Source organism: Chloroflexota bacterium, assembly GCA_023475225.1.
Taxonomy (GTDB): Bacteria; Chloroflexota; UBA6077; order FW602-bin22; family JAMCVK01; genus JAMCVK01.
In genome coordinates, this window is record JAMCVK010000016.1 from 1 (window position 1) to 21,702 (window position 21,702).

Genomic DNA, 21,702 nt, shown 5'->3' on the forward strand with positions numbered 1-21,702 from the left:
CAGTTTCGCTGCCGAAGGCAACTAAGGCCAGTCCTTGGCGGCCTGCAGCTAATCATCCTTGGCGTAGGCAGGTAATGGTGACAAAATCACTGAACAATTAGGGTGACATTTTCACTGGACAACAACAACGCAGCGTGTGCGGGGTGGGCGTTGAATATCTCTTTTTATTATGATTACGCATTAACACCTATTCCGAGGCAATACGTCAGTGAGCATCGTCTCGGCCAGGTTCTCTAGATTGATCGACTTCTCCTGACGCGTTCGGCGCCACCGCACCTCTACACTACTCCGCTTGAGTGTCCGTTGGCTTACTGTCAACCGCAATGGTATACCGATCAAATCAGCATCATTGAACTTAACGCCCGGGCTCTCCAAGCGGTCATCAAACAAAACCTTATAACCAGCGGACATCAGCTGCGTATAGACCCTCTCTGCCTCAGCGGCCACCTGGGGATTGTCCATGCCCAGGGCACAAAGGTAGATTCCATACGGCGCCACCGAAGGTGGCCAAATTATGCCGAACTCATCGTGATTTTGCTCCACTATAGCCGCTAATAGTCTATCCAGACCGATCCCATAACTGCCCATGACGATGGTAGCCTCTTGCCCATTACTCCTGAGATAAGTGGCCTTCATAGCCGCACTGTACTTCGTACCCAGCTTAAAGGTGTGACCAACTTCGATGCCTCGGCCCACTTGAAGAGGCGATCCACAATGCAGGCATGGGTCACCCGCCCTGGCCATAGCGATATCAGCGACGAGCTCGGCCCGAAAATCACGGGGGAAGCGCACATTGCGCAAATGCGTATCCGGCTTGTTCGCACCGGCAATGAAGTTATTCCTGGATACCGAATCATCCAGGACCACCCTTACCCCATCTAACCCCACGGGTGAGACAAAACCGGCCACTATGCCCGCCGCCCGCAGATTCTCCTCGTCAGCCAGCCGCAGGTCGGCTGATCGTAGCACCCGAGCCAGCTTGGCCTCATTGATGTCAAGATCCCCCCTGATGACGACCAGGATAAGGGAACCTTCCATCGTGTAGACTACGGTTTTCAGAAAGCGCTCAGGGGGCAAATTGAAGAACTCTACAAGAGAATCGATAGTCTTTATACCTGGCGTGCTGACTTCCTCGATGGGGCGTTGATCTTCCTCAGCTAACACCATGGCTGGCCGTTTAGCGGCTTGAGCCTTCTCTATATTGGCCGCGTAACCACATTTTCCACAAGTTACCAGGGCATCCTCACCGGCTTCGGAGACGACCATAAACTCATGGGAACCGGTGCCCCCCATCATACCGGGATCGGCCTCTACCGCTATCACCTCCAGCCCACAACGGCGAAAGATATTATGATATGCTTGATAAATCTCGGGGTAGAAAGCATCAAGATCGCTTGCATCGGGGTGGAAGGAGTAGGCATCCTTCATAATGAACTCTCGTAAGCGCACCAACCCTCCCCGCGGGCGAGCCTCATCACGCACCTTCGTTTGAATGTGATAGGACATAAATGGTAGCTGTCTGTAAGAACGAATCTCATTGCGGGCGATCGCTGTTATCGTCTCTTCGTGTGTCATTGCTAAGACAAAATCACGCTCGGTACGATCTTTGAAACGCACCAGCTCTGGCCCAATCTCATACCACCGCCCTGTCTCCTGCCATAACTCCGCCGGTGCCAATACTGGCATATACATCTCCTGCCCACCGATGCGATCCATCTCCTCGCGCATGATGGACTCGATACGACGGATAACCCTCCAGCCTAAAGGCATAAAGGTGTAAACGCCCGCGGCAATCTGGCGAACGAAACCTCCCCGCACCAGTAGCCTGTGGCTTACCATCTCAGCCTCTTTCGGAGGCTGACGTAAGGTCCGGCCGAATAAATGTGATAAGCGCAAGTCGGATCCTCCCTATTGAGACTTAAGTTCCCTGGTTACTAAATCAATCTCCTTCAGCAAGGCTGACAGTAGTTCATCCTCCTTGACTGTACGTATCACCCTTCCCTTACGGAAAATAACACCTCGCCCAGCACCACCAGCTATCCCCACATCTGCCTGGCGCGCTTCACCCGGGCCATTAACCACACAGCCCATCACGGCCACATGTAGCGGCGCCTCCACTTGCTGTAAATGCTGCTCTACCTCATTAGCTAACTTGATAATATCGATCTCTGCCCGTCCACAGCTGGGGCAGGAGATAAGGGTGGGGCCGCGCTCTCTTAGATTCAGCGCCTTCAAGATTTCATAGGCCACCTTGACCTCTTCGTGGGGACGATCGGTCAGGGACACGCGGATAGTATCTCCTATGCCAGAATACAACAAGATGCCGATGCCCACCGCCGAACGGACCGTTCCAGCCCGAGGTGTCCCCGCCTCCGTAATACCCAGATGTAACGGATATGGTATCTTAGCAGCGATCTGTCGGTAGGCCTCTACTGTAGTGGGAACATCGAAGGCTTTAAGAGATACCTTGATTAGGTCAAAATCCATCTCTTCAAGAAGGCGCACCTGCGCCAGAGCTACATTAACCATCCGATTAGCAATAGGTTGGGCCTCAGCCATGGCGTCGCTTCCAAGGGCAGAGCCCTCACTGGGGGGCAAAGACCCAGCGTTAACGCCTATCCGTATAGGCACGTGGCGTTCCTTGGCCGCCTTGACCACGGCTTTCACCTGCTCAAGGCGACGAACGTTACCTGGATTAAGTCGCAAGGCGTCAGCCCCACTCTCAAGGGACAACAGGGCCAGACGATAATCAAAGTGAATATCCGCCACCAATGGTATGCGAATCCGCTTCTTCATTTCAGCGATGGCCTCCGCAGCCTGCCGATCAGGCACAGCTACCCTGATCACCTCGCAGCCCAACTCGGTCAATTCCTCGATTTGTCTTACGGTCGCCTCTACATCTCTGGTATCGGTGTTAGTCATCGATTGCACCACAATGGGTGCATCCCCACCAATGGCCACATCGCCAATATAAATCTGTCGCGCTGGTCGTCGCCTTAGCATTATTTAGCTCCCCAGTCGATGGCTGGAAGGGGATGCAAGAGATCAAAATAGGTTATAATCAGCATAAGGGCGATAAGCACGGTCATACCGATCAAATGAACCAAACCTTCTTTCTCTGGGCTGACCCTTTTTGATCTTATTGCCTCTATGGCCACAAAGAGCAATCTCCCTCCATCTAATCCCGGTATCGGCAATAGATTCGAGATGGCCAAGCCAACATTGAGTACAGCCGATAAGCCCAATATAGGGAACCACCAGCCGGTGGTTATCGTCTCGACGGCCGCCTGACTGGTGAGCTGATAGAGGCCAACGATACCGATCGGTCGCACCCAGTCGGCGGGGATGAGCCCACGAATGATCAGAATGGGGATATATACAGTAAGTACGATCACCTCAAATGTTCGGCCGCTGCCAAGCCATAGGGCTTTTAACGGTCCATAGGATACCGGCTCAATCTTTAGGGGGCGTTCCACGATGGCTATGCCTAAAGGGCCATTGGCCGCTCGGGGCACAACAGTTAGCGCCAGGTCTTGACCACTACGCCCGACCTGGATGGTCACAGGGTTGCCAATATTAGCGCGAGTCCAATGGCGCAGCTCAGCGACATTGGAAACTGGATGCCCAGCCACAGCTAAAATAATATCGCCTTCCCTCATCCCTGCTGCTGCTGCCGGCGAATCGGGGAGCACCTTTTGCACCTCGACCTGTGTGCCCATTGGCGTAGGCCAACCAGCCATAAAGGCCGCAGAGAAAAGCAGGACAGCCAAGAGGAGATGCATGCCAGAACCGGCCATCAGCACGCCTGTTCGCCATAGCTTGCTGGCCCGCGCAAAACTGCGTGGGTGGGACGGGTCCTCCTCACCGAGCATCCTCGTGAAGGCTCCGAAGGGAATAAGATTAATTGAGTAAACGGTCTCCCCCCGTCTCACCCCGGCAAGGCGCGGAGGATAGCCGATACCGAACTCCTCCACTTTAATGCCAGCTAGCTTGGCCATAATGAAATGGCCCAATTCGTGGACGATAAGAGACACGCTAAGAACAAATAGCGAAACGAGTATAACGATCACCTTATCTACTCACCCTGAAAGATTGGCCGGTGGTCTCTGTCTTCCATGTAACACAGGCACTAAGTAATCACTCATCCTATTTGGGCGCATAGGGCTCAGCAACCTACTATCTCCTGGCTCTTACGACGGGACCACCTATCGGCCTCTAGGATCTCATCCAAGGTAGGGTTAGCTATGGACTGGTGTTGGGATAACACTTCCTCGATGACCGTCGCGATCTCTAAAAAGCCGATTCTTTTGGACAGAAACATCTGGACAGATTCCTCATCTGCCGCACTTAGTACGGCCGGATAGGTGCCTCCCGATCGCCCTGCTTGACCGGCCAGACGCAAACAGGGAAAACGATCCAGATCGATCGGCTCAAAAGTCAATTGTTTGATCTCGATAAGATCGAGGCGCGGCAGCGCATTAGGCAAACGCTCCGGGTAAGTAAGAGCATACTGGATTGGCAAACGCATATCAGGTAAGCTCAATTGGGCTTTCATTGAGCCATCTATGAACTCCACTAGAGAGTGAACTATACTCTGCCGGTGGAGCACGATCGTGATCCGTTCATAATCCACCTTGAAAAGCCAGTGGGCCTCGATCACCTCTAGACCTTTATTCATAAGGGTCGCCGAATCCACGGTCACCTTCTTACCCATAGACCAGGTAGGGTGTTGTAACACCTCTTCGGGGCTCACCGCAGCCAACCTGGGCTTGTCGTAATCACGTAAGGCACCGCCCGAGGCGGTCAGAACGAGACGAGTTATCTTATCATTACCACGCAGGCCATCCATAACCGCTTCACTGCGCAAGCATTGCCAAATAGCACTATGCTCGCTATCAATCGGCCAAATATCTACGCCATGGGCCGCGGCCTCCGTCATCATGATCTCACCAGCCATGACCAGCACCTCCTTATTGGCCAGAGCAACCCTCTTTCCGGCCCGAATCGCTGCCAGGGTGGAGGGAAGGCCAACCTTACCAGCAGTAGCGATGACCACAAGGTCAACTTCACCCTGGCTGACCATCTCCTCCATGGTCAACAGCTGACAATTGACCTTCGACAGCCTCTCCCGGAAGAGGGTCCTATTCTGGACCAAAGAAGGGCTATAAACGAAGCGTGGTTTGAACTCTTGGACCTGTTGGAGGAGCAACTCTGCGTTACCTCCAGCAGCCAGACCTATCACCCGCAGATGGTCTGCTAACGCCTTGGCCACTTGCAGGGTCTGTCTCCCAATAGAGCCTGTACTACCAAGAACAACTACCCGCTTTGTCTGATTCACAGCCAACTCCTGATGGAGAGCTCAGCGGCCAATACTGTTGATTGATAGAGAAGCCCCTCTGGCAGGACAAGGGGCTGGCATAAGAATTCAGCATTATGTTTGAATAGATGCATGGAGATAAACTAAATCCCACCAAAACGGCGCTCACGCTGCTGGTAGGCTAGTAGTGCCTTATAGAGCTCCTCTTTGTCAAAATCTGGCCAGTAGGTCGGCGTCGAATAAAATTCCGCATAAGCAGCCTGCCAGATAAGGAAGTTGCTTAGGCGCATCTCACCCGCCGTCCGAATGATCAGATCTGGATCAGGCTGGCCACTGGTATATAAATAACGATTCATCACCTCCTCATTCAGAAGGGAGGAATCGATTTTGTCCCCTATCATACGACGGAACGCCTCTAGGATCTCTACCCTCCCGCCATAATTGAAGGCGACGTTCAAAGTAATACGGCTATTATTTTTGGTCAGTTCGATGGCCGCACGGATAGACCTTTGTAGCTCTGGGGGTAACCCATCAAGCCGACCGAGATGACGTAATTGCACCCCACCCTCGTGTAGGGCCTGGGTTTCCCTCTGAATGACATCGGCCAGGATACGAATTAACCCCTCAACCTCAGCGCGTGGCCTTGACCAATTCTCAGTGGAGAAGGCGTAGATGGTCAGCGTTTTTATCCCATAGGAGACACACGCCTCTAGGATCGGACGGATATTTTCGGTACCCGCCCGATGCCCAGCCAAACGGGGTAATCCCCTCTTCTTGGCCCAGCGTCCGTTACCATCCATGATGATAGCTACGTGATGAGGAATTCTGGTTAATTGTCTGGTCTGATTGGCTGGTTTCTGATTACGTTTAAACAAATTGTTACCTTCTTGATTCTGCTGTTACCAGTAGGTACTTTAAGCGGCCAGGGAATAAGCATGAGGCTTTATATCCCTAGCTTGCCTAGACTTCCAGTATCTCTTCCTCTTTCTTCGCGCCGATATGATCAGATTCCTCGATAGAGCGATCGGTGGACTTTTGGAGCCGTTCTTGGTCCCGCCTCAAGTCATCCTCAGAGATGAGCTTTTCCTTCTCGAGATCTTTCAGATCCTCCAGGGCGTCCCGACGACAATTACGAATGGCCACCCTTCCCTCTTCCACCTTCTTTCGGGCCAGGCGCACCAACTCTCTCCGTCGCTCCTCGCTTGGTTTAGGAAATATTAGGCGGATCACCCTACCATCATTAACGGGGTTCAATCCCAGATCAGACTTGAGAATAGCCTTCTCGATGGCCGAGAACGCATTCTTATCCCAAGGCTGTATAACTAACACGTGGGGCTCTGACGCAGGGGTGGTTATGCTCGCCAGCTGGATAAGAGGTGTTGGAACACCATAGTATTCCACCTGAATCCGTTCGACCAACCCTGGGCTAGCTCTTCCGGTACGTATGGCGGCCAATTCTCTGCGGAGAGACTCAATCGCTTTGTGCATTTTGCCTTCAGCCTCGGCCAAAACTTCGTCTACCACAACGATCACCCCCTATCACGCCTAGTACTGAGACTGCCGAACAACATCTCCTGTGCCCCTTGGTCAAGAGGCACCGTAGGATTTGATACCCCTTGATTAGTTCTTCTCCGAGATCCACAGCGAAGCCCAGAAGGATCGGACTGAAGCAACATTGCCTATTAGCTGATTATCGTCCCTATGTTCTCTCCGGCAAGAACCCGTTCAATGTTGCCTTCCACTGCCAGATCGAAGACGATGATGGGTAGCTTATTATCCATGCAGAGGGAGAGCGCCGTACTATCCATCACCTTCAGCCCCATATTGAGGGCCTCAATATAACTGAGGTGTTCGAACTTTTTCGCTTGGGGATTTTTACGGGGATCATCCTCATAGACGCCATCTACCTTGTTCTTGGCCATAAGTAGAACATCAGCCCCGATCTCCACGGCCCGAAGTGCTGCTGCCGTATCAGTAGTAAAGTAAGGATTGCCAGTACCACCAGCGAAAATAACCACGCGCCCCTTTTCCAAATGTCGGATTGCTCGACGGCGAATGTAGGCCTCCGCCACAGCAAAGATGCTGATGGCCGATTGTACCCGAGTGACGATATCGTGTTTCTCCAAGGCATCCTGGAGGGCGAGAGAATTGATCACTGTGGCTAGCATCCCGGCATAATCAGCCTGGGCCCGATCCATCCCCTGCTCACTAGCAGCCATACCCCGCCAGATGTTGCCACCGCCCACCACAATACCCACCTGGATACCCCGCTCATTAACCAGCTGCCTCACCTGCCTGGCAATGGCGGAAAGAACATCTGGATCAATCCCGTAAGGCCTTTCGCCCAGCAGAGCTTCCCCGCTCAGCTTAAGCACGATTCGTTTGTACGTAACCACCTTCTCCTCTTCTCTCTGGCGATAGCTACTGCCCTAGCAGCCTATGGAGCAGTGACCTAAATTGCAGTATAACCATCCTTTTCATTCAGCTGCCAAGCACGTAGCGGGTGAAGCGGCGCACCTTGATATTTTCGCCCAGGGTAGCTATCTTAGAGGTTATCAGTTCCCCAACCGTTATACTTGGTTCCCTGATGAATGGCTGAGCAAGCAAACAGACTTCTGCCCCATCTGCCGCAACTTCGGCTGGCATATCCTCAGGAGAGAGGTATAATGGCGCCGTGGCTGCGATCTGCATCGCTATATCGTGGGCTAGAGACTTAAACTCATCCGTCCTGGCCACGAAATCCGTCTCACAGTTAACCTCCACCAGGACTCCAATGCGACCACCAGCATGAATATAAGCTTCGACCAGGCCCTGCTGCACAGCGCGAGCGGACTTCTTCTCTGCTTGGGCCAAGCCTTGTTGTTTCAAAATATCCATGGCCTTGTCAAAATCGCCATTCGCTTCAACCAGCGCCCTTTTACAATCCATGACTCCGGCGCTTGTCTTCTCGCGAAGTTCTTTGATGGATGACACCGCTATGTGCAACTGGATCCTCCTTAGATAACCACAATCTATTATCAGGTTATTATATAAAAACACACGACTTTATCAGCCGCGCCTTCAGCAACCGCTTTCCCTCTAGGAAAAAGCTTCTGCTTCTTCAGTAGAGCCCTCCATCTCGATCCCCTCAGCGGACTCCTCAACGGCTTCTATGGGTTCGACCTCCTCAATCTGTTCGGTAACAGCGATCTCCACCGGTTCAACTTCCTCGGAAGCAGCCTCGCCTAGCTGCGCCTCACGAATTCGGGCTCCCTCCAGGACCGCATCGGCTATTTTACTACACATTAATTTAACGGCCCGAATCGCATCATCATTCGCCGGAATAACATAATCGATCTCGTCCGGATTACAATTAGTATCACAAAGGGCGATGATTGGTATCTCTAAGCGCCTTGCCTCAGCAACGGCGATCCTCTCTCGATGCGGATCAATAACGAAAACCGCCCCAGGTAAATCGGTCATTCCCCTAATACCACTGAGGAGACGGTCCAACTTGGCCATCTCTTCCTCAAGACGCCTCGCCTCTTTCTTGGGTAGACGCTCGAATTCGCCTTGTTCCCTCAGCCTTTCTAACTCTTCTAAGCGCCTTATTCTCCCTTGAATTGTCCGAAAGTTAGTGAGCATACCGCCAAGCCAACGCTGACTAACATAGAACATTCCGCATCTCTTTGCCTCCTCCCCTATCGACTCCTGAGCCTGTTTCTTGGTGCCGACAAAGAGGATCGTCCCCCCTTGCATGACGAGGTCACGTACAAAGTTATAGGCTGTGTTTAGACTGGCAACAGTCTGTTGCAAGTCGATGATATGGATACCATTACGCTCCGTAAAGATATAGGGCTTCATTCTAGGATCCCAGCGTCTCGTCTGGTGACCAAAATGCACCCCAGCTTCCAGAAGCAATTTCATTGACACCAAATTGGCCATTTGAATCCCCCTTTAATTACGTTATTCGAGTCCTCATTGACATCGGCAGTTCCCAAGGGCTTGGGAACTGCCTTGTCCTGATACCTTCGCTATCCATCGCCGTATCAAGACCCGCTAGACTCCCTTCCACCCGCTTCGTCCCGCTGAGCATCGGCTCATCATCAGAGGAACCTTCAATCATCCCCACCAAGATGAGGGGCCGACACGTCCCCATCGGTCCACAGGTGTGTGGAATGCGAACATCGGCCTAGACAGTGTAACACCGCCTTATGGCCGAGATAAAGATCAAAGGATATATCTGCTTAGATCCTCATCCTCCAAGATGCCATGTAGACGCTCCTGCACATAACTAGCGTCTATGATGATTTTCTCTCCTTTGTACTCCGGAGCGTTAAAAGAGATGTCCTCCAACACACGCTCCATAACCGTTTGAAGTCGTCTAGCCCCGATATTCTCCATCCTCTCATTCATCGAAGCAGTAACATGAGCGAGCTCTCTAATCCCATCGGGCGCAAAAACCAATTCAACGCCCTCCGTTGATAGGAGAGATTGATATTGCTTCGTTAAAGCGTTCTCCGGCTCTATTAAGATGCGCTCCAGGTCACGCTCGGTCAAGCTTTGCAGCTCGATACGCAACGGAAAACGACCCTGTAGTTCGGGAATAAGGTCCGCAGGCTTATTATTGTGAAAGGATCCTGCAGCGAGAAAGAGGATGTGATCAGTACGCACCTGACCATATCTAGTTTGCACCAGTGTACCATCCAAAATGGGCAGCAGGTCCCTTTGCACTCCCTCACCAGAGACATCGGCCCCTGCCTCTACGCGCGGACCAACAATCTTGTCTAACTCATCGATAAAGACGACGCCAGTCTCCTCCACACGCTGCAAGGCTTCCTCGACTAGCGCATCTAAGTTGATGAGCTTATTTGCTTCCTCACGGGTAAGAATCCGCCGCGCTTCTTTGACCGATACCCTACGCTGACGCTTTTGTGACAAGGCACTCTGGCTCTGCATAAACTCCTGGAAGGCGTCAGTCATTTCTTCGACGGTCATAGCGCCGGAGAACTCTAATACTGAATTAAATGTGTCAAACTCAGCGTTTGTCTCAATCTCGATGATGGCGTCTTCCAGCTCTTTCCTCTGAAGCAGCTCGGCCACTCGCTTCCGCTCACGCATAAAATGCCTCTTATCGGAGGAGACTGGTCTCTGTCCGGATCGCCTGTCCGAAACTGCAACGGGACATGTTGGCTCCGCCGTACGCTCTCTTGGATATGCCTCCACCTGTCCAGAGGAGTAAGGCTCGCCGCTGACGGTTATTGCGCCACCGGCACCAGCCATGGCTTTTGACGACTGCGCTTGTGCCTTCGCCGTCACCCGTTGACCGGGCAGGACCGATTGTTCACAAAGGTAACTGATGATCCGTTCTGTGGCCAGATTCTCAGCCTTCACTTTAACCTCCTGCATCTTCCGCTCGTGAACCATCTCCACACTAGTTTCCACTAAATCATAGATGATTGATTCCACATCGCGTCCTACATAGCCTACCTCTGTGAATTTAGTTGCCTCCACCTTCACAAAAGGTGCGTCCAGCAATTTTGCAACACGGCGAGCGATCTCTGTCTTACCGACGCCGGTCGGACCAATCATAAGGATATTCTTTGGGGCAATCTCCCGCCGGAGATCCTCCGGCAATTGGCGTCTGCGATAGCGGTTACGCAGGGCCACAGCAACGGCCTTTTTAGCTTCCGCTTGGCCGATGATATATCTATCTAATTCCTGTACTACTACTCTCGGTATTAAATTCTCCATCACTCCAGCCTCCGTGAACCAGCATTTAGCCAAAAGTCACGGCCTTATCCTTACGGATACGGCCGTGCCTTTTGTCCAATCACGGATAACGGTTATTCCCCTAATCAGTTTAGCACAAGAGATGGTAAAAAGACAACCGCATCGTAGATCTGGTGGAGTATGGTCAAGCATCGCTGGATCGAGACTCCTCCCCAACAGCCACGCGGTTCGGTTGTAGCTCCAAGACGGTGATATTGTCATTGGTGTATATACAAAGCGAAGCAGCGATCTCCATCGCTCTACGAGCTATCTCCGGCGCTGTTAAATCGGAGTGGGTTAGTAAGGCTTTAGCCGCCGCTTGGGCATATGGGCCACCGGAACCGATGGCTACGACATTATCATCCGGCTCAATGACCTCCCCATCACCGGAAAGCACCAATAGATGCTCGGCATTGGCAACGATCAACCATGCCTCCAGGCGGCGTAGATAGCGATCCGTCCGCCATTCCTTGGCCAGCTCAACAGCGGCCTTCCTCAGATTACCACTATGCTTGTCCAGGTGGCCTTCGAATTTCTCAAAGAGGGTCAGGGCGTCAGCTACGGCCCCCGCGAAACCGGCTAGAACCTGATCATGGTAGAGGGTACGAATCTTTCTCGCCGTGCGCTTCATAATGACCTCGCCAATCGTAACCTGACCATCACCGGCCATAGCTATGTGATCCTTGATTTTTACAGCCACAACCGTCGTCGCTCTGATCATTGTGCACCTCTATACTTCTGCACGTTTTGGGCGTGCTCTTCCAGGGTCCTGGCGAAAATATGGGAACCATCCTCCTTAGCTACAAAATACAGGTAATCAGTTTGGGCCGGTTCGAGAACCGCCTTTATGGCTGCCAGCCCGGGGTTACAAATCGGCCCTGGGGGCAATCCACCATACCTGTACGTATTATAAGGGGAATCAACTTCTAAATCCTTATAGAGAAGTGCCTTTTTCCAATAACTACCCCTCTCCGTCGAGCTGCCCTTGACCAACGCATATTGCACGGTCGGATCTGCTTGAAGCAACATACCTCTTTTGAGACGATTGAGGTAAACGCTGGCAATAGTAGCCCGCTCGCTGGGCATACGTGCCTCCCGCTCCACTATGGAGGCAAGGGTTATCACCTGATGGATAGTTAAGCCCATATCAGCCGCTTGTTGGCGCATCATTGGCGTAAAGTGTCGTCCAAAGTTGTCCAACATAGCTTGCACCAGCTGCTCAGGGGTGATATTAGGTGGGATGCGGTAAGTGTCAGGAAATAGATAACCTTCCAGGGAAGCGTTCTTCGGCCGGCTGGCCAGAAAGTCGGCCTCAAAACGTCCATCGGTGACGATTCGCATGAAGTCACCACGTGAGCTTATACCTCGTCTTTCTACGGCATCAGCCATTTCCAGCGCCCGCCAGCCCTCCGGAAAGGTGATCAGAGAACCCACGTAGCGACCCCGTTGTAAGCGATCAATAATCTCGTTTACCGTCATGTTAGCACGAAGCTCGTAATCACCAGCTTCCAGACGGTTCTCTACACCGCGCACCTTCACCATCAAGCGGAATAGCCAGCGATTTTTGATCAATCCCTGCGACTCCAGATTCTCGGCTATAGCCGCAGCCGTTTCACCCTCCTTGACTACAAATTTTACTGGGTGTTGATCAGTACTGGGGCGAGAATCGAGCCAGCTACTAAGATGTAGAAGAGCGGATTCGGCGATCGTCGCTTGCCAGCGGCTGACAGTGAGAGCACTGATCGTACACAGCGAAAAGGTGATCAAGAAAAGAAGGATGACGGTAATTTTTTTCAATCGGAATCCCTCTAGACAAAGCGCCTTTACGGCTGCATCGAATAGCCTCAATCTGGCTGTTTAGTGATTCTATTCAAATAATCCAAATAGCTTTGGAGCATAAGAGCGGCCGCGGCGGCATCAATCTTCTTTTTACGTTCGGTTCGTTTGACACCAGCGGCAATCAACATCTTCTCCGCCGCCACTGTAGTCAATCGTTCGTCCCAAAAGACCACCTCTATCCCCAGATGCTGTCGCAGATGTTCACCAAAAGATAGGGCCTTTTCCGCCTGTTCGCCAATCGTCCCCTTCATATGTTTGGGCACCCCGATGACAATCGCCTCAATCCCATATTCTTGCACCAAATTGGCGATCAGCGCCAGGTCCCTTTTGAGAGAAACGCGCTGGATCACCGTTACGGGCCGAGCAAAGGAGAGCACAACATCGCCGACTGCCACGCCTATTCTCCTGTCACCGACATCTAATCCCAGTAGACGCACTGTTCTATCCTATTCCACACCCGTGGCCTCACCCTCGACCAGCACTCGTATCCGTAAAGCTCTCTTCCCCCAACCTGGCTCGATCCGAACCTCCGCTTCCTTGGCCAAGATTGCAGATCTGGATAAATAATACTTCGCTTCATATACTGTCTTCCAACGCAGGCTCTGTCGGATACGGTCTTCATTGATTTGGGCCACTGCTTTCGCTTGTACTCGCACGAGGAAGACCAGGTCTCGGCCATCAAGTCTGATCATCTCCGCCGGCCAGATTTTGAGCGTGCTACTGGATATAACAAAGCCCGGTGGTAGCCTCGGCTGCCACCCCTGCCGAATTAGATTATCGACGTCTTTAACATAGAACGTCGTACCGCTAGCGCGTAGCTTGGCCTTTAAGTTCAAGGCCCTTGCCTCTTCACTAACTTTCTTATCGTACTCCTCCTCCAAGGGGATCAGCTCGACGGACTGCTCCGGCATCGATTCATTTTCCCTTAGCCCCATTTTCAGTTGGGTAAGAGCTTCCTGCCTCATCCTTTCCAACAGCTTTTTTCTTACCTGTTCCCTATCTCGCTCAGCTACCACGGTGATCTCCTTCTCCCCTCCACCACTGATCGCCTCCTCGTTGAACACAGCCACCTGGTAACCTAGATTCCCAATAATCCTCGTGATCTGAAGACGACCGACGTTTGCTCGACTGCCCGGCTCGACGGCCACAATTTTGGTCTGGGCGATGCGGCCGGGCATCGCTGCCAGATTAGCATCCCCTAAGGTAACAAAGCGGATATCATCGTTGGTGCTTACTAAAGTACCACTCGGGATGACGATCGGATTGTTTGTGCGATTCGAGAAGGTCACATATCCCTCAGCCCTAGCGCTTCCAGTCGATTTCTTACCGGTAACTGGCACCTGCTCTGACCCCTCCAAAAGTAGAGAGACCGCTCGGGCTGGGATTCGCCGTGCCTTGTAATCCACTACGCTTACAGATGGATCGGCCCTGATTTCCATTGTTTCAGATAAAGGTTGTGAGGCCGGGGCGAGGACGACGGTCATCTCAGGCACTAAAAGATAAACGGTGAGGGCAACAAGGGAGATGAAAACGGCCGTCAAGCTAAGACCTAACAATATCTTGACCCTTCCCTGAGTTGAGGGAATAGGGTGCCTGACCACCGCATGCCGATAGCTTTCTACGGAGCCAAATACCGCTAAGCTCTCTTGACGAGCGAGGCGTCTGACTGTAGGATCGTTACTGATGATTGACAGCCGTATAGAAAGCTTCTTTGCCTGCCGGCGCAGTATACGCATGGCCGCTGGGCTGGATAACACATCCCTACCCGCCGGCAGCACCAGGGCCACTTGTTCGGCTTCCAATTTGGCCAGTCTCCGCCTTACGGAGGATAAATCATCATCGGCATCAAGATAGATGATCTCCTCACGACCAGCTGTGGCCACCTCACCTCTCCGATAGCTCAATGCCTCTGGTTCCTCACCAGTTTAGACACCAGTCGTAATGCCTCCTGCATCTTGCTCACATCCTTCCCACCAGCCTGAGCCATATCTGCTCGTCCACCACCACTCCCACCAACGATGGCCGCTACCTGTTTTAGCAGTTGCCCAGCATGCAAGGGCAAATCCGGTGAAACCATGGCCACAAAGCTCGGTTTGCGGCCAATGACTGTCCCCAGAACGACGACGCTCGTCCCTAGTTGCTCTCGCAGCATATCACCCATCTCACGCAGTATTTCCATGCTCGCTGCGTCCACCTTGGCTGCCACCACCTTTATCCCATCAACATCCTCAGCCAAGCCCAAGAGCGCCTCCACCTGCTTCAGGGCCAAGGACCTTTGGAGCTGTACTATCTGTCGTTGTTGACTCTGCAATTCAGCCAACAGGGTCTCCACTTTGCTCTCCACATCATCTGTTTGCAACCGCCTTTCCAAACGCTCCAACAGATGCAGCCGTTCGGAAGCATACTGCTGTGCGGCCCGTCCAGCCACGGCCTCTATGCGCCGCAGACCAGTACCGATGCCCACCTCACTGATGAGATGACAATAACCGATTTCCCCTGTCTGCTGCACATGGGTGCCGCCACACAGCTCTAGGCTATAATCACCGACTTTCACCATCCGTACAATATCGCTGTACTTCTCCCCAAAGAGGGCTATAGCCCCACTGGCGATAGCCTGAGCATAGCTGGTCTCAGCGGCACCTATCACGGTATCCTCGCGAATCTTTTGGTTAATCAAATCCTCAATACTGTCTAATTCTTGCTCGGATAATGGCCGCGGGTGCGAGAAGTCGAACCGCAGATGGTCCGGCAGCACAAGAGAGCCCGACTGATGGACGTGGGAGCCAAGAACATTGCGCAGTGCCCACTGGAGAAGATGGGTAGCCGTGTGATGAGCCGCAATATCGTGGCGACGCTGCTGGGCCACCTGAGCAAGCACCACATCGCCTATCTGCAACTGTCCCTCAACGACCCGGCCGCGGTGGACGATTAGTCCAGGTTTAGGACGCTGGGTATCTTCGATCTCGGCACGGCCACCGTCACCCTGAATAAGCCCAGTATCGCCGACTTGTCCGCCACTCTCCGGATAGAATGGGGTCTCTCGCAAAACTATCTCTAATTCCTCACCAGCTGAGGCTGTATCAACCAGGGCACCATCAATGAGTAGGGCCACGATCTGAGTTAATAACTCTAACTGTTCGTAGCCCACAAACTTGGTCTGAACGTCCCCCAATGCCTGGTAAGCCTCCCATTCTTCCTTTCGAGCCAGCGAGAACTTATGTGCAGCCCGAGCCGTTTCCCGTTGATGCTCCATCGCCTGCTCGAAGCCTTCCAGGTCGACGCCCAGCCCATGCTCTACCGCTACCTCCACAGTCAGCTCCTTGGGGAAGCCGTAGGTATCATAGATCCTAAAGGCCCTCTCACCGGGGATAACCGACCATCCCTGTGCTTTCGTCTCACGAATAACTTCATCGAGGACGGTTAAGCCCATCCCCAAGGTCTGATTGAATCGTTCTTCCTCCAGGGCGATTACGGTCAATATGAATTCGCGACGCTGGGACATTTCTGGGTAGGCATGCTGCATCAGGGCGATAACCGTCTCAGCCGTCTCTACCAGGAATGGCTGCTGAAGTCCAAGCAATCGCCCATGTCGTATCGCTCGGCGCAATACACGGCGCAGAATATAGCCGCGCCCCTCATTACTGGGTAAAACCCCATCGGCCACAAGAAAGGTTATGGCCCGACTGTGATCCGCGATGACGCGCAGGGAGAAATCCTGGCGAGGATCGCTGCCATAACGTACCCGCGTTAAGTCAGCCGCCTTTTGGATGAGGGGAGCAAACAGGTCTGTCTCGTAGACAGAGGCACGGCCCTGTAATAACATCGCCACCCGTTCTATGCCCAGCCCGGTATCAATGTGTTTCTTGGGCAGAAGTGTTCGCTGTCCACGCTCATCCTGGTAGTATTGCATAAATACCAAATTCCAGAACTCCAGGAATCGCTCGCAAGAACAGCCGGGCTTACAATCAGGACGACCACACCCGAGTCCTGCTCCCCGGTCAAGATACAATTCAGAGTCAGGTCCGCACGGCCCAGTTTCACCCGCCGGCCCCCACCAATTTTCTTCGAGTCGCACGATGCGTTCCGCAGGCAACGGCGTCAGTTCTTGCCACAATTGGTAGGCCTCATTGTCCTCCGGGTGGATGGTTACCCAAAGCCTATCCACCGGCATGTGAAAACGTTGGGTAACCAGCTCCCAGGCAAAAGCGATGGCTTCACCCTTGAAATAATCACCTACCGAGAAATTGCCCAGCATTTCAAAGAAGGTCAGGCTTCTTTCATTGCCCACCGACTCGATATCGCTGGTGCGAAAACACTTCTGCACGGAAGCGAGGCGCTGATGCGGTGGTGCGATTTCGCCCATGAAGTATGGTTTTACCTGCACCATTCCTGCATTAGTAAGGAGCAAGGTAGGGTCACCCTCCGGTATTAGCGACGAGCTAGGGATAATCAAATGTCCCTTCTCTGCAAAGAACTCGAGGAAGGTCCTCCTAATTTCAGCGCTTAACATTAGTGCACCGCTCCTGATAGACACCATCCCTCCTCTAGCGCCCTGATCCGACTGCTGAAGAGCTGCTCCACAAGAATTTCATCCATCCTGTTGACTGCGTAGAGCCCTCTCTTGAACAATACGATAAACCTCTTCTAAGAGCAAACCGTGCTCAAGGGCTATCTTTCGACAATCTTCATATTCTGGAGTACGGCTGATCTTGTTCGCCCACGACTTTACTTTCACTCCAACAGGACCCCAGGGTGTATCTACCTTCTCTTGCCAACGCATCGCCTTCAGCCGCTGAAATTCAGCGTAGCGCACACCCAGCGTGGTTGTCTCTGTTAATATTTTTTCAGCCAGCTCACCAGCCATCTCCGGAGCCGCGAGCACACTTAACTTGACTCCTGGTCGATTTTTCTTCATCTGAATGGGGGTGAAGTAGACATCGAGCGCCCCCAGAGCGAACAGCCTTTCCATCGTGTAGCCCAGGAGCTCAGGGCTCATATCGTCGATATTGGCCTCGATCAGGATGATCTTGTCCTGCTTTCGAGCGTCCGCTAGCGGCTCTCCCAGCCAGACACGTAAGGCGTTCGGCCAGGACAGTTCCTTCTGCCCAAATCCGTAGCCTATCTTCTCCACCCGCATCAATGGTTGAGAGAAGGTAGCCAATTCGCAGAGGATAGCCGCGCCGGTGGGGGTCACGATCTCGACCTCCGCCCCACCGGGCGAGACGGGCGCCCCAGCTGCCCTTACCAGCTCTAAAACGGCTGGAGACGGCACAGGCAAGATGCCGTGGTCGCACTTAACCCTGCCAGAGCCCAGGGGCAAAGATGAGGCATAGACCGACTCGACTCCCAGGAGATCCAGGCAGATGGCCGTGCCAACAACATCAATGATGGCATCAACCGCGCCAACCTCGTGAAAATGTACCTCCTCCGGGCTGATACCATGAACCATCGCCTCCGCCTTGGCTAACTGTTGAAAAATACGGCCGCTTCTTTCCTTGATCCGTATCTCCAGATTGCTACGGTCGATCAATTCAAGAATATCGGCCAGATGGCGATGAGGATGCGCCTGCTCCCCTGGCACCCTAACACAGACCTGCGTCCCCTGCAAGCCGCCCTTCACAACCTTCCCCACTGTCAGCTCATAGCCACCCAGCTCCAGATTGCTTAAGGCCGCCCGTAAGACATCCGCCGGCACCCCCGCATCCAATAGGGCCGCCAAGCACATATCGCCACTTATACCTGAATAGCAGTCAAAATAAGCAATCATGTTAAGACGATCCATTCTTCGTTTGTTGGCCAGAGGATTGGCCCCGTGCCCTGGCCACTCGATTGGCGATCAGGGCGGCGATAGCCCCGGCTCCGATACCATTATCAATATTCACCACGGCCAAGCCAGGCGAACAGGTTTGCAACATTGAGAGCAAGGCCGTCACGCCTCCACCGCCGAGTCCATAACCTGTGGAAACGGGTAGTCCAATTACCGGTATATCAACTAGCCCGGCCACCACCGATGGAAGGGCACCATCCATCCCAGCCGCCACTATTAGGACATCTACCGAAGCCTCCAGCATTGCTTTCAAAGGGCGAAATAGCCGGTGGAGGCCAGCTACCCCCACATCGTAGGCAGTTAAGACCTCACAACCCATCTCACTAGCGATAATCTGCGCCTGCTCAGCCACCGCTACATCAGAGGTACCGGCCGTGATGATGCCAACCCTGCCACCGCTCTTTTCCACCTGTCGCGGCACTTGCCGCAAAACGACCATCCCTGAAACGGGATATGCATCGATACAATATTCGGCAAATTCCTTCTGAAGCAGGGCGAGAAGCTCCGAGTCTACCCGACTGATCAACGCCCGACCATTGGCGGTTAAGAATGAGCGCGCGCTTTCAACGATCTGCTCCGGGCGCTTGTTACCGGCCATTATGACCTCCGGAACACCCTTTCTAGCCTCGCGCCTGAAATCGAGGTTCATCTGGGACCCAGACCCAAGGCCCATCCCCTCTATTTGCTCAACAGCGATCAAAATGTTCCTCCACAGATCATCCAATGCACCGGCCAAGGTCATCCCCTCTCTGTCTCTATTGGTATTATACGTCAATTCGGCAGTCTTCTCCCTTTACAAAACATTCAGAAACTGGGAGAGTGGAAGAGGAGCAATCTTCCACTCTCCATCAGTCTACAAGGACTCCAAGTGCGCTTATTATAACCCAGGGCATACACCTTGGGAAGATTATCACTGACCTTCAGACCTGAGATGGGACATATCCTAAGACTATCTCCCTAGATAACTGTCAAGCCTTGAGCACAATCTCTTCTTGAACCCCCCTGCCAAAGTTTGGGGGGATGTTCAAGCACTCGCCCATTTCTTGACTTTTGGACTGAGAGATGCTAACCTTTTGTTCAACAACGGAATAGATGGCCTTGAGGGAGAGGAGTAGCCACGACGTGACCAGACAGAGAACCCAGCGGTCTGGTGTGAGTTGGGGCTGGCCCGTGTGGTGAAGGCGCTTCCGAGCCAAAAGGTAAATTGAGTGGGCCGGCCGGCGTCGATGCATCAGCCATATTGGGATGCATCAAAGCTGGTCGATCAAGTAGGGTGGAACCGCGGGAAAAACCTCTCGTCCCTAAACAGGATGGTGAGGTTTTTTGTTTACCAGAGATAGGCCATGGCCGAGGAGTTTCCAAGTATCGGTAATGAAGGAGTGTAGTCCAGATGGTTAGTATGGATATGTTGGTCTCATTGTGTAAGCGGCGGGGCTTCATCTTCCCCAGTAGCGAAATCTATGGGGGCTTTGGCAGCACCTGGGATTATGGACCTCTTGGTGTCGAGCTGAAACGCAATATCAAGGATGCTTGGTGGCGGGCAGTGGTACAGGAGCGGGATGATATGGTGGGGCTCGATGCCAGCATCTTGATGCATCCTCGGGTGTGGGTGGCATCTGGCCATGTGGCTAGCTTCGCCGATCTACTGGTAGACTGCAAGTCCTGCAAGCAGCGCTTCCGGGCTGATGATCTGGTCGAGGCCAGTGCTATCACAGTGGGGATCTCAACTGTAAACGGGCCTCAGACTGAGGAAGAGATCCTGGCTATTGAGACAGCTGTTAAGGGATTGCGCTGCCCTAATTGTGATGGCGAGCTCACTGAACCTCGTCGTTTCAATTTGATGTTTCGAACCTTTGTGGGGCCGGTCGAAGACGAAGCCAATGTAACTTACCTGCGCCCAGAAACGGCCCAGGGTATCTTCACTAATTTCAAGAATGTGCTCACGGTGAGTCGCCGCAGATTGCCCTTCGGTATTGCCCAAATCGGCAAGGCCTTTCGCAACGAAATCACTCCCGGTAATTTTATCTTTCGAACACGGGAATTCGAACAAATGGAGATAGAGTACTTCGTCAAATCAGGAACCGATGAGCATTGGCATAGGCATTGGCTCGAGGAGCGGATGAGTTGGTATAAAAGGTGCGGATTAAAGCCAGAAAACCTGCGCTTGCGTCACCACACACAGGACGAACTGGCTCATTACGCTAAGGCATGTGCGGATATCGAGTATAAATTCCCCTTTGGTTGGGCAGAGTTGGAAGGGATCGCCAATCGCACCGACTTCGACTTGCGACAACATTCAGCCTTCAGCGGAGAGGAGCTCACTTATTTCGATGAAGAGAGCGATGAACATATCTTGCCCTACGTGATCGAGCCCTCCGCTGGAGTGGATCGCTCTGTCCTGGCCCTCCTCGTCGATGCTTATGATGAGGAACCGGATAAGGAGGGGGTACGCATTATCCTCCATCTCGATAAGCAGATTGCGCCGATTAAGGTGGCTATCCTGCCTTTATCGAAAAAGGAATCTTTAATACAGGTCGCCAAGCAGGTTTGGTCTTTCTTACGCCCACACTTCATGACGGCGTATGATGATGCTCAGAGCATCGGACGTCGTTATCGCCGACAGGACGAGATTGGGACACCTTATTGCGTGACGATTGACTTCCAAACCTTAGAGGACCAGGCCGTCACCATCCGCGATCGCGATACGATGGCCCAGATACGTGTGCCCATCGCCGAGCTGAAGCAGATCCTTGCAGCCAAGCTCGCAGAGAGCTCCTGTAGTTGATCAGGCCATTCGCTCTGCTCCCCTACGGCTAGGTGGCTAAAGGGAAGGTCAAGGAGGGAGGGCACCGCCCCACTACTGGGAGTGAATCGGAATACAGCCCAGGGCCGATCCCCCTTCTCTTAAGGGGTAGTCCAGAAGGAGGCCGGCCCCCCTTCTGGGAGTCCTTCGAAGAAAGATATGGCT

18 protein-coding genes are annotated in these 21,702 nt (G+C 52.9%); 1 reads left to right on the forward strand and 17 read right to left on the reverse strand.

Going from position 1 to position 21,702, the window contains the following annotated elements; translation table 11 throughout:
• Positions 1-180 precede the first annotated feature (180 nt).
• The 17 genes from M1136_02775 to larB all read right to left on the reverse strand — a co-directional run bounded on the left by M1136_02775 (position 181) and on the right by larB (position 19,509).
• Positions 181-1,896, reverse strand: coding sequence for a proline--tRNA ligase (locus tag M1136_02775; protein MCL5074563.1), 1,716 nt, complete (start codon positions 1,894-1,896; stop codon positions 181-183).
• A 12-nt stretch (positions 1,897-1,908) separates the two neighbouring features.
• Complete coding sequence (gene ispG / locus M1136_02780) at positions 1,909-3,003, reverse strand: flavodoxin-dependent (E)-4-hydroxy-3-methylbut-2-enyl-diphosphate synthase (protein ID MCL5074564.1); 1,095 nt, start codon at positions 3,001-3,003, stop codon at positions 1,909-1,911.
• Positions 3,003-4,070: a site-2 protease family protein gene (locus M1136_02785; GenBank protein ID MCL5074565.1), complete on the reverse strand. Its 1,068-nt coding sequence runs from the start codon at positions 4,068-4,070 to the stop codon at positions 3,003-3,005. Before M1136_02785 ends, ispG begins: the two co-directional genes overlap by 1 nt.
• 95 nt (positions 4,071-4,165) lie before the next feature.
• Positions 4,166-5,338: a 1-deoxy-D-xylulose-5-phosphate reductoisomerase gene (locus tag M1136_02790; protein MCL5074566.1), complete on the reverse strand. Its 1,173-nt coding sequence runs from the start codon at positions 5,336-5,338 to the stop codon at positions 4,166-4,168.
• Positions 5,339-5,460: 122 nt separating this feature from the next.
• Entirely contained in the window at positions 5,461-6,192 is a 732-nt protein-coding gene (locus M1136_02795; GenBank protein ID MCL5074567.1) for an isoprenyl transferase, read from the reverse strand.
• 85 nt (positions 6,193-6,277) lie between these two features.
• Positions 6,278-6,841, reverse strand: coding sequence for a ribosome recycling factor (gene frr / locus M1136_02800; protein ID MCL5074568.1), 564 nt, complete (start codon positions 6,839-6,841; stop codon positions 6,278-6,280).
• Positions 6,842-6,999: 158 nt separating this feature from the next.
• Entirely contained in the window at positions 7,000-7,713 is a 714-nt protein-coding gene (pyrH, locus tag M1136_02805; GenBank protein MCL5074569.1) for a UMP kinase, read from the reverse strand.
• Between the two features lie 85 nt (positions 7,714-7,798).
• Positions 7,799-8,245: an elongation factor Ts gene (locus tag M1136_02810; protein ID MCL5074570.1), complete on the reverse strand. Its 447-nt coding sequence runs from the start codon at positions 8,243-8,245 to the stop codon at positions 7,799-7,801.
• Positions 8,246-8,395: 150 nt separating this feature from the next.
• On the reverse strand, positions 8,396-9,241 hold the full coding sequence (gene rpsB / locus M1136_02815; GenBank protein MCL5074571.1) for a 30S ribosomal protein S2: 846 nt from the start codon (positions 9,239-9,241) through the stop codon (positions 8,396-8,398).
• Positions 9,242-9,526: 285 nt separating this feature from the next.
• Complete coding sequence (hslU, locus tag M1136_02820) at positions 9,527-11,050, reverse strand: ATP-dependent protease ATPase subunit HslU (GenBank protein ID MCL5074572.1); 1,524 nt, start codon at positions 11,048-11,050, stop codon at positions 9,527-9,529.
• A gap of 163 nt (positions 11,051-11,213) precedes the next feature.
• Positions 11,214-11,789: an ATP-dependent protease subunit HslV gene (gene hslV, locus M1136_02825; protein ID MCL5074573.1), complete on the reverse strand. Its 576-nt coding sequence runs from the start codon at positions 11,787-11,789 to the stop codon at positions 11,214-11,216.
• A complete protein-coding gene (mltG, locus tag M1136_02830) occupies positions 11,786-12,865 on the reverse strand; it encodes an endolytic transglycosylase MltG (GenBank protein ID MCL5074574.1) in 1,080 nt (359 codons plus the stop codon). The genes hslV and mltG overlap by 4 nt, the downstream gene beginning before the upstream one ends.
• Before the next feature lie 47 nt (positions 12,866-12,912).
• The gene (ruvX, locus tag M1136_02835; protein ID MCL5074575.1) at positions 12,913-13,344 is read right to left on the reverse strand and encodes a Holliday junction resolvase RuvX; all 432 of its coding nucleotides are present in this window, start codon (positions 13,342-13,344) and stop codon (positions 12,913-12,915) included.
• A gap of 9 nt (positions 13,345-13,353) precedes the next feature.
• Positions 13,354-14,790, reverse strand: coding sequence for a baseplate J/gp47 family protein (locus tag M1136_02840; protein MCL5074576.1), 1,437 nt, complete (start codon positions 14,788-14,790; stop codon positions 13,354-13,356).
• A gap of 17 nt (positions 14,791-14,807) precedes the next feature.
• A complete protein-coding gene (gene alaS, locus M1136_02845) occupies positions 14,808-17,417 on the reverse strand; it encodes an alanine--tRNA ligase (protein ID MCL5074577.1) in 2,610 nt (869 codons plus the stop codon).
• Between the two features lie 78 nt (positions 17,418-17,495).
• Positions 17,496-18,674 (reverse strand): nickel pincer cofactor biosynthesis protein LarC, encoded by a 1,179-nt coding sequence (larC, locus tag M1136_02850; protein ID MCL5074578.1) that lies wholly within the window; start codon positions 18,672-18,674, stop codon positions 17,496-17,498.
• Between the two features lies 1 nt (position 18,675).
• Entirely contained in the window at positions 18,676-19,509 is an 834-nt protein-coding gene (gene larB, locus M1136_02855; protein MCL5074579.1) for a nickel pincer cofactor biosynthesis protein LarB, read from the reverse strand.
• 615 nt (positions 19,510-20,124) lie between these two features.
• Here larB and M1136_02860 point away from each other — a divergent pair.
• A complete protein-coding gene (locus M1136_02860; protein ID MCL5074580.1) occupies positions 20,125-21,519 on the forward strand; it encodes a glycine--tRNA ligase in 1,395 nt (464 codons plus the stop codon).
• Positions 21,520-21,702: the final 183 nt, after the last annotated feature.

Excerpts from the sequence above, each read along its gene's own strand:
- ispG (MCL5074564.1), bottom strand. The coding sequence starts at position 3,003 with ATGCTAAGGCGACGACCAGCGCGACAGATTTATATTGGCGATGTGGCC.
- M1136_02810 (MCL5074570.1), bottom strand. The coding sequence starts at position 8,245 with ATGGATTGTAAAAGGGCGCTGGTTGAAGCGAATGGCGATTTTGACAAG.
- rpsB (MCL5074571.1), bottom strand. The coding sequence starts at position 9,241 with ATGGCCAATTTGGTGTCAATGAAATTGCTTCTGGAAGCTGGGGTGCAT.
- hslU (MCL5074572.1), bottom strand. The coding sequence starts at position 11,050 with ATGGAGAATTTAATACCGAGAGTAGTAGTACAGGAATTAGATAGATAT.
- hslV (MCL5074573.1), bottom strand. The coding sequence starts at position 11,789 with ATGATCAGAGCGACGACGGTTGTGGCTGTAAAAATCAAGGATCACATA.
- alaS (MCL5074577.1), bottom strand. The coding sequence starts at position 17,417 with ATGTTAAGCGCTGAAATTAGGAGGACCTTCCTCGAGTTCTTTGCAGAG.
- larC (MCL5074578.1), bottom strand. The coding sequence starts at position 18,674 with ATGATTGCTTATTTTGACTGCTATTCAGGTATAAGTGGCGATATGTGC.
- M1136_02860 (MCL5074580.1), top strand. The coding sequence starts at position 20,125 with ATGGTTAGTATGGATATGTTGGTCTCATTGTGTAAGCGGCGGGGCTTC.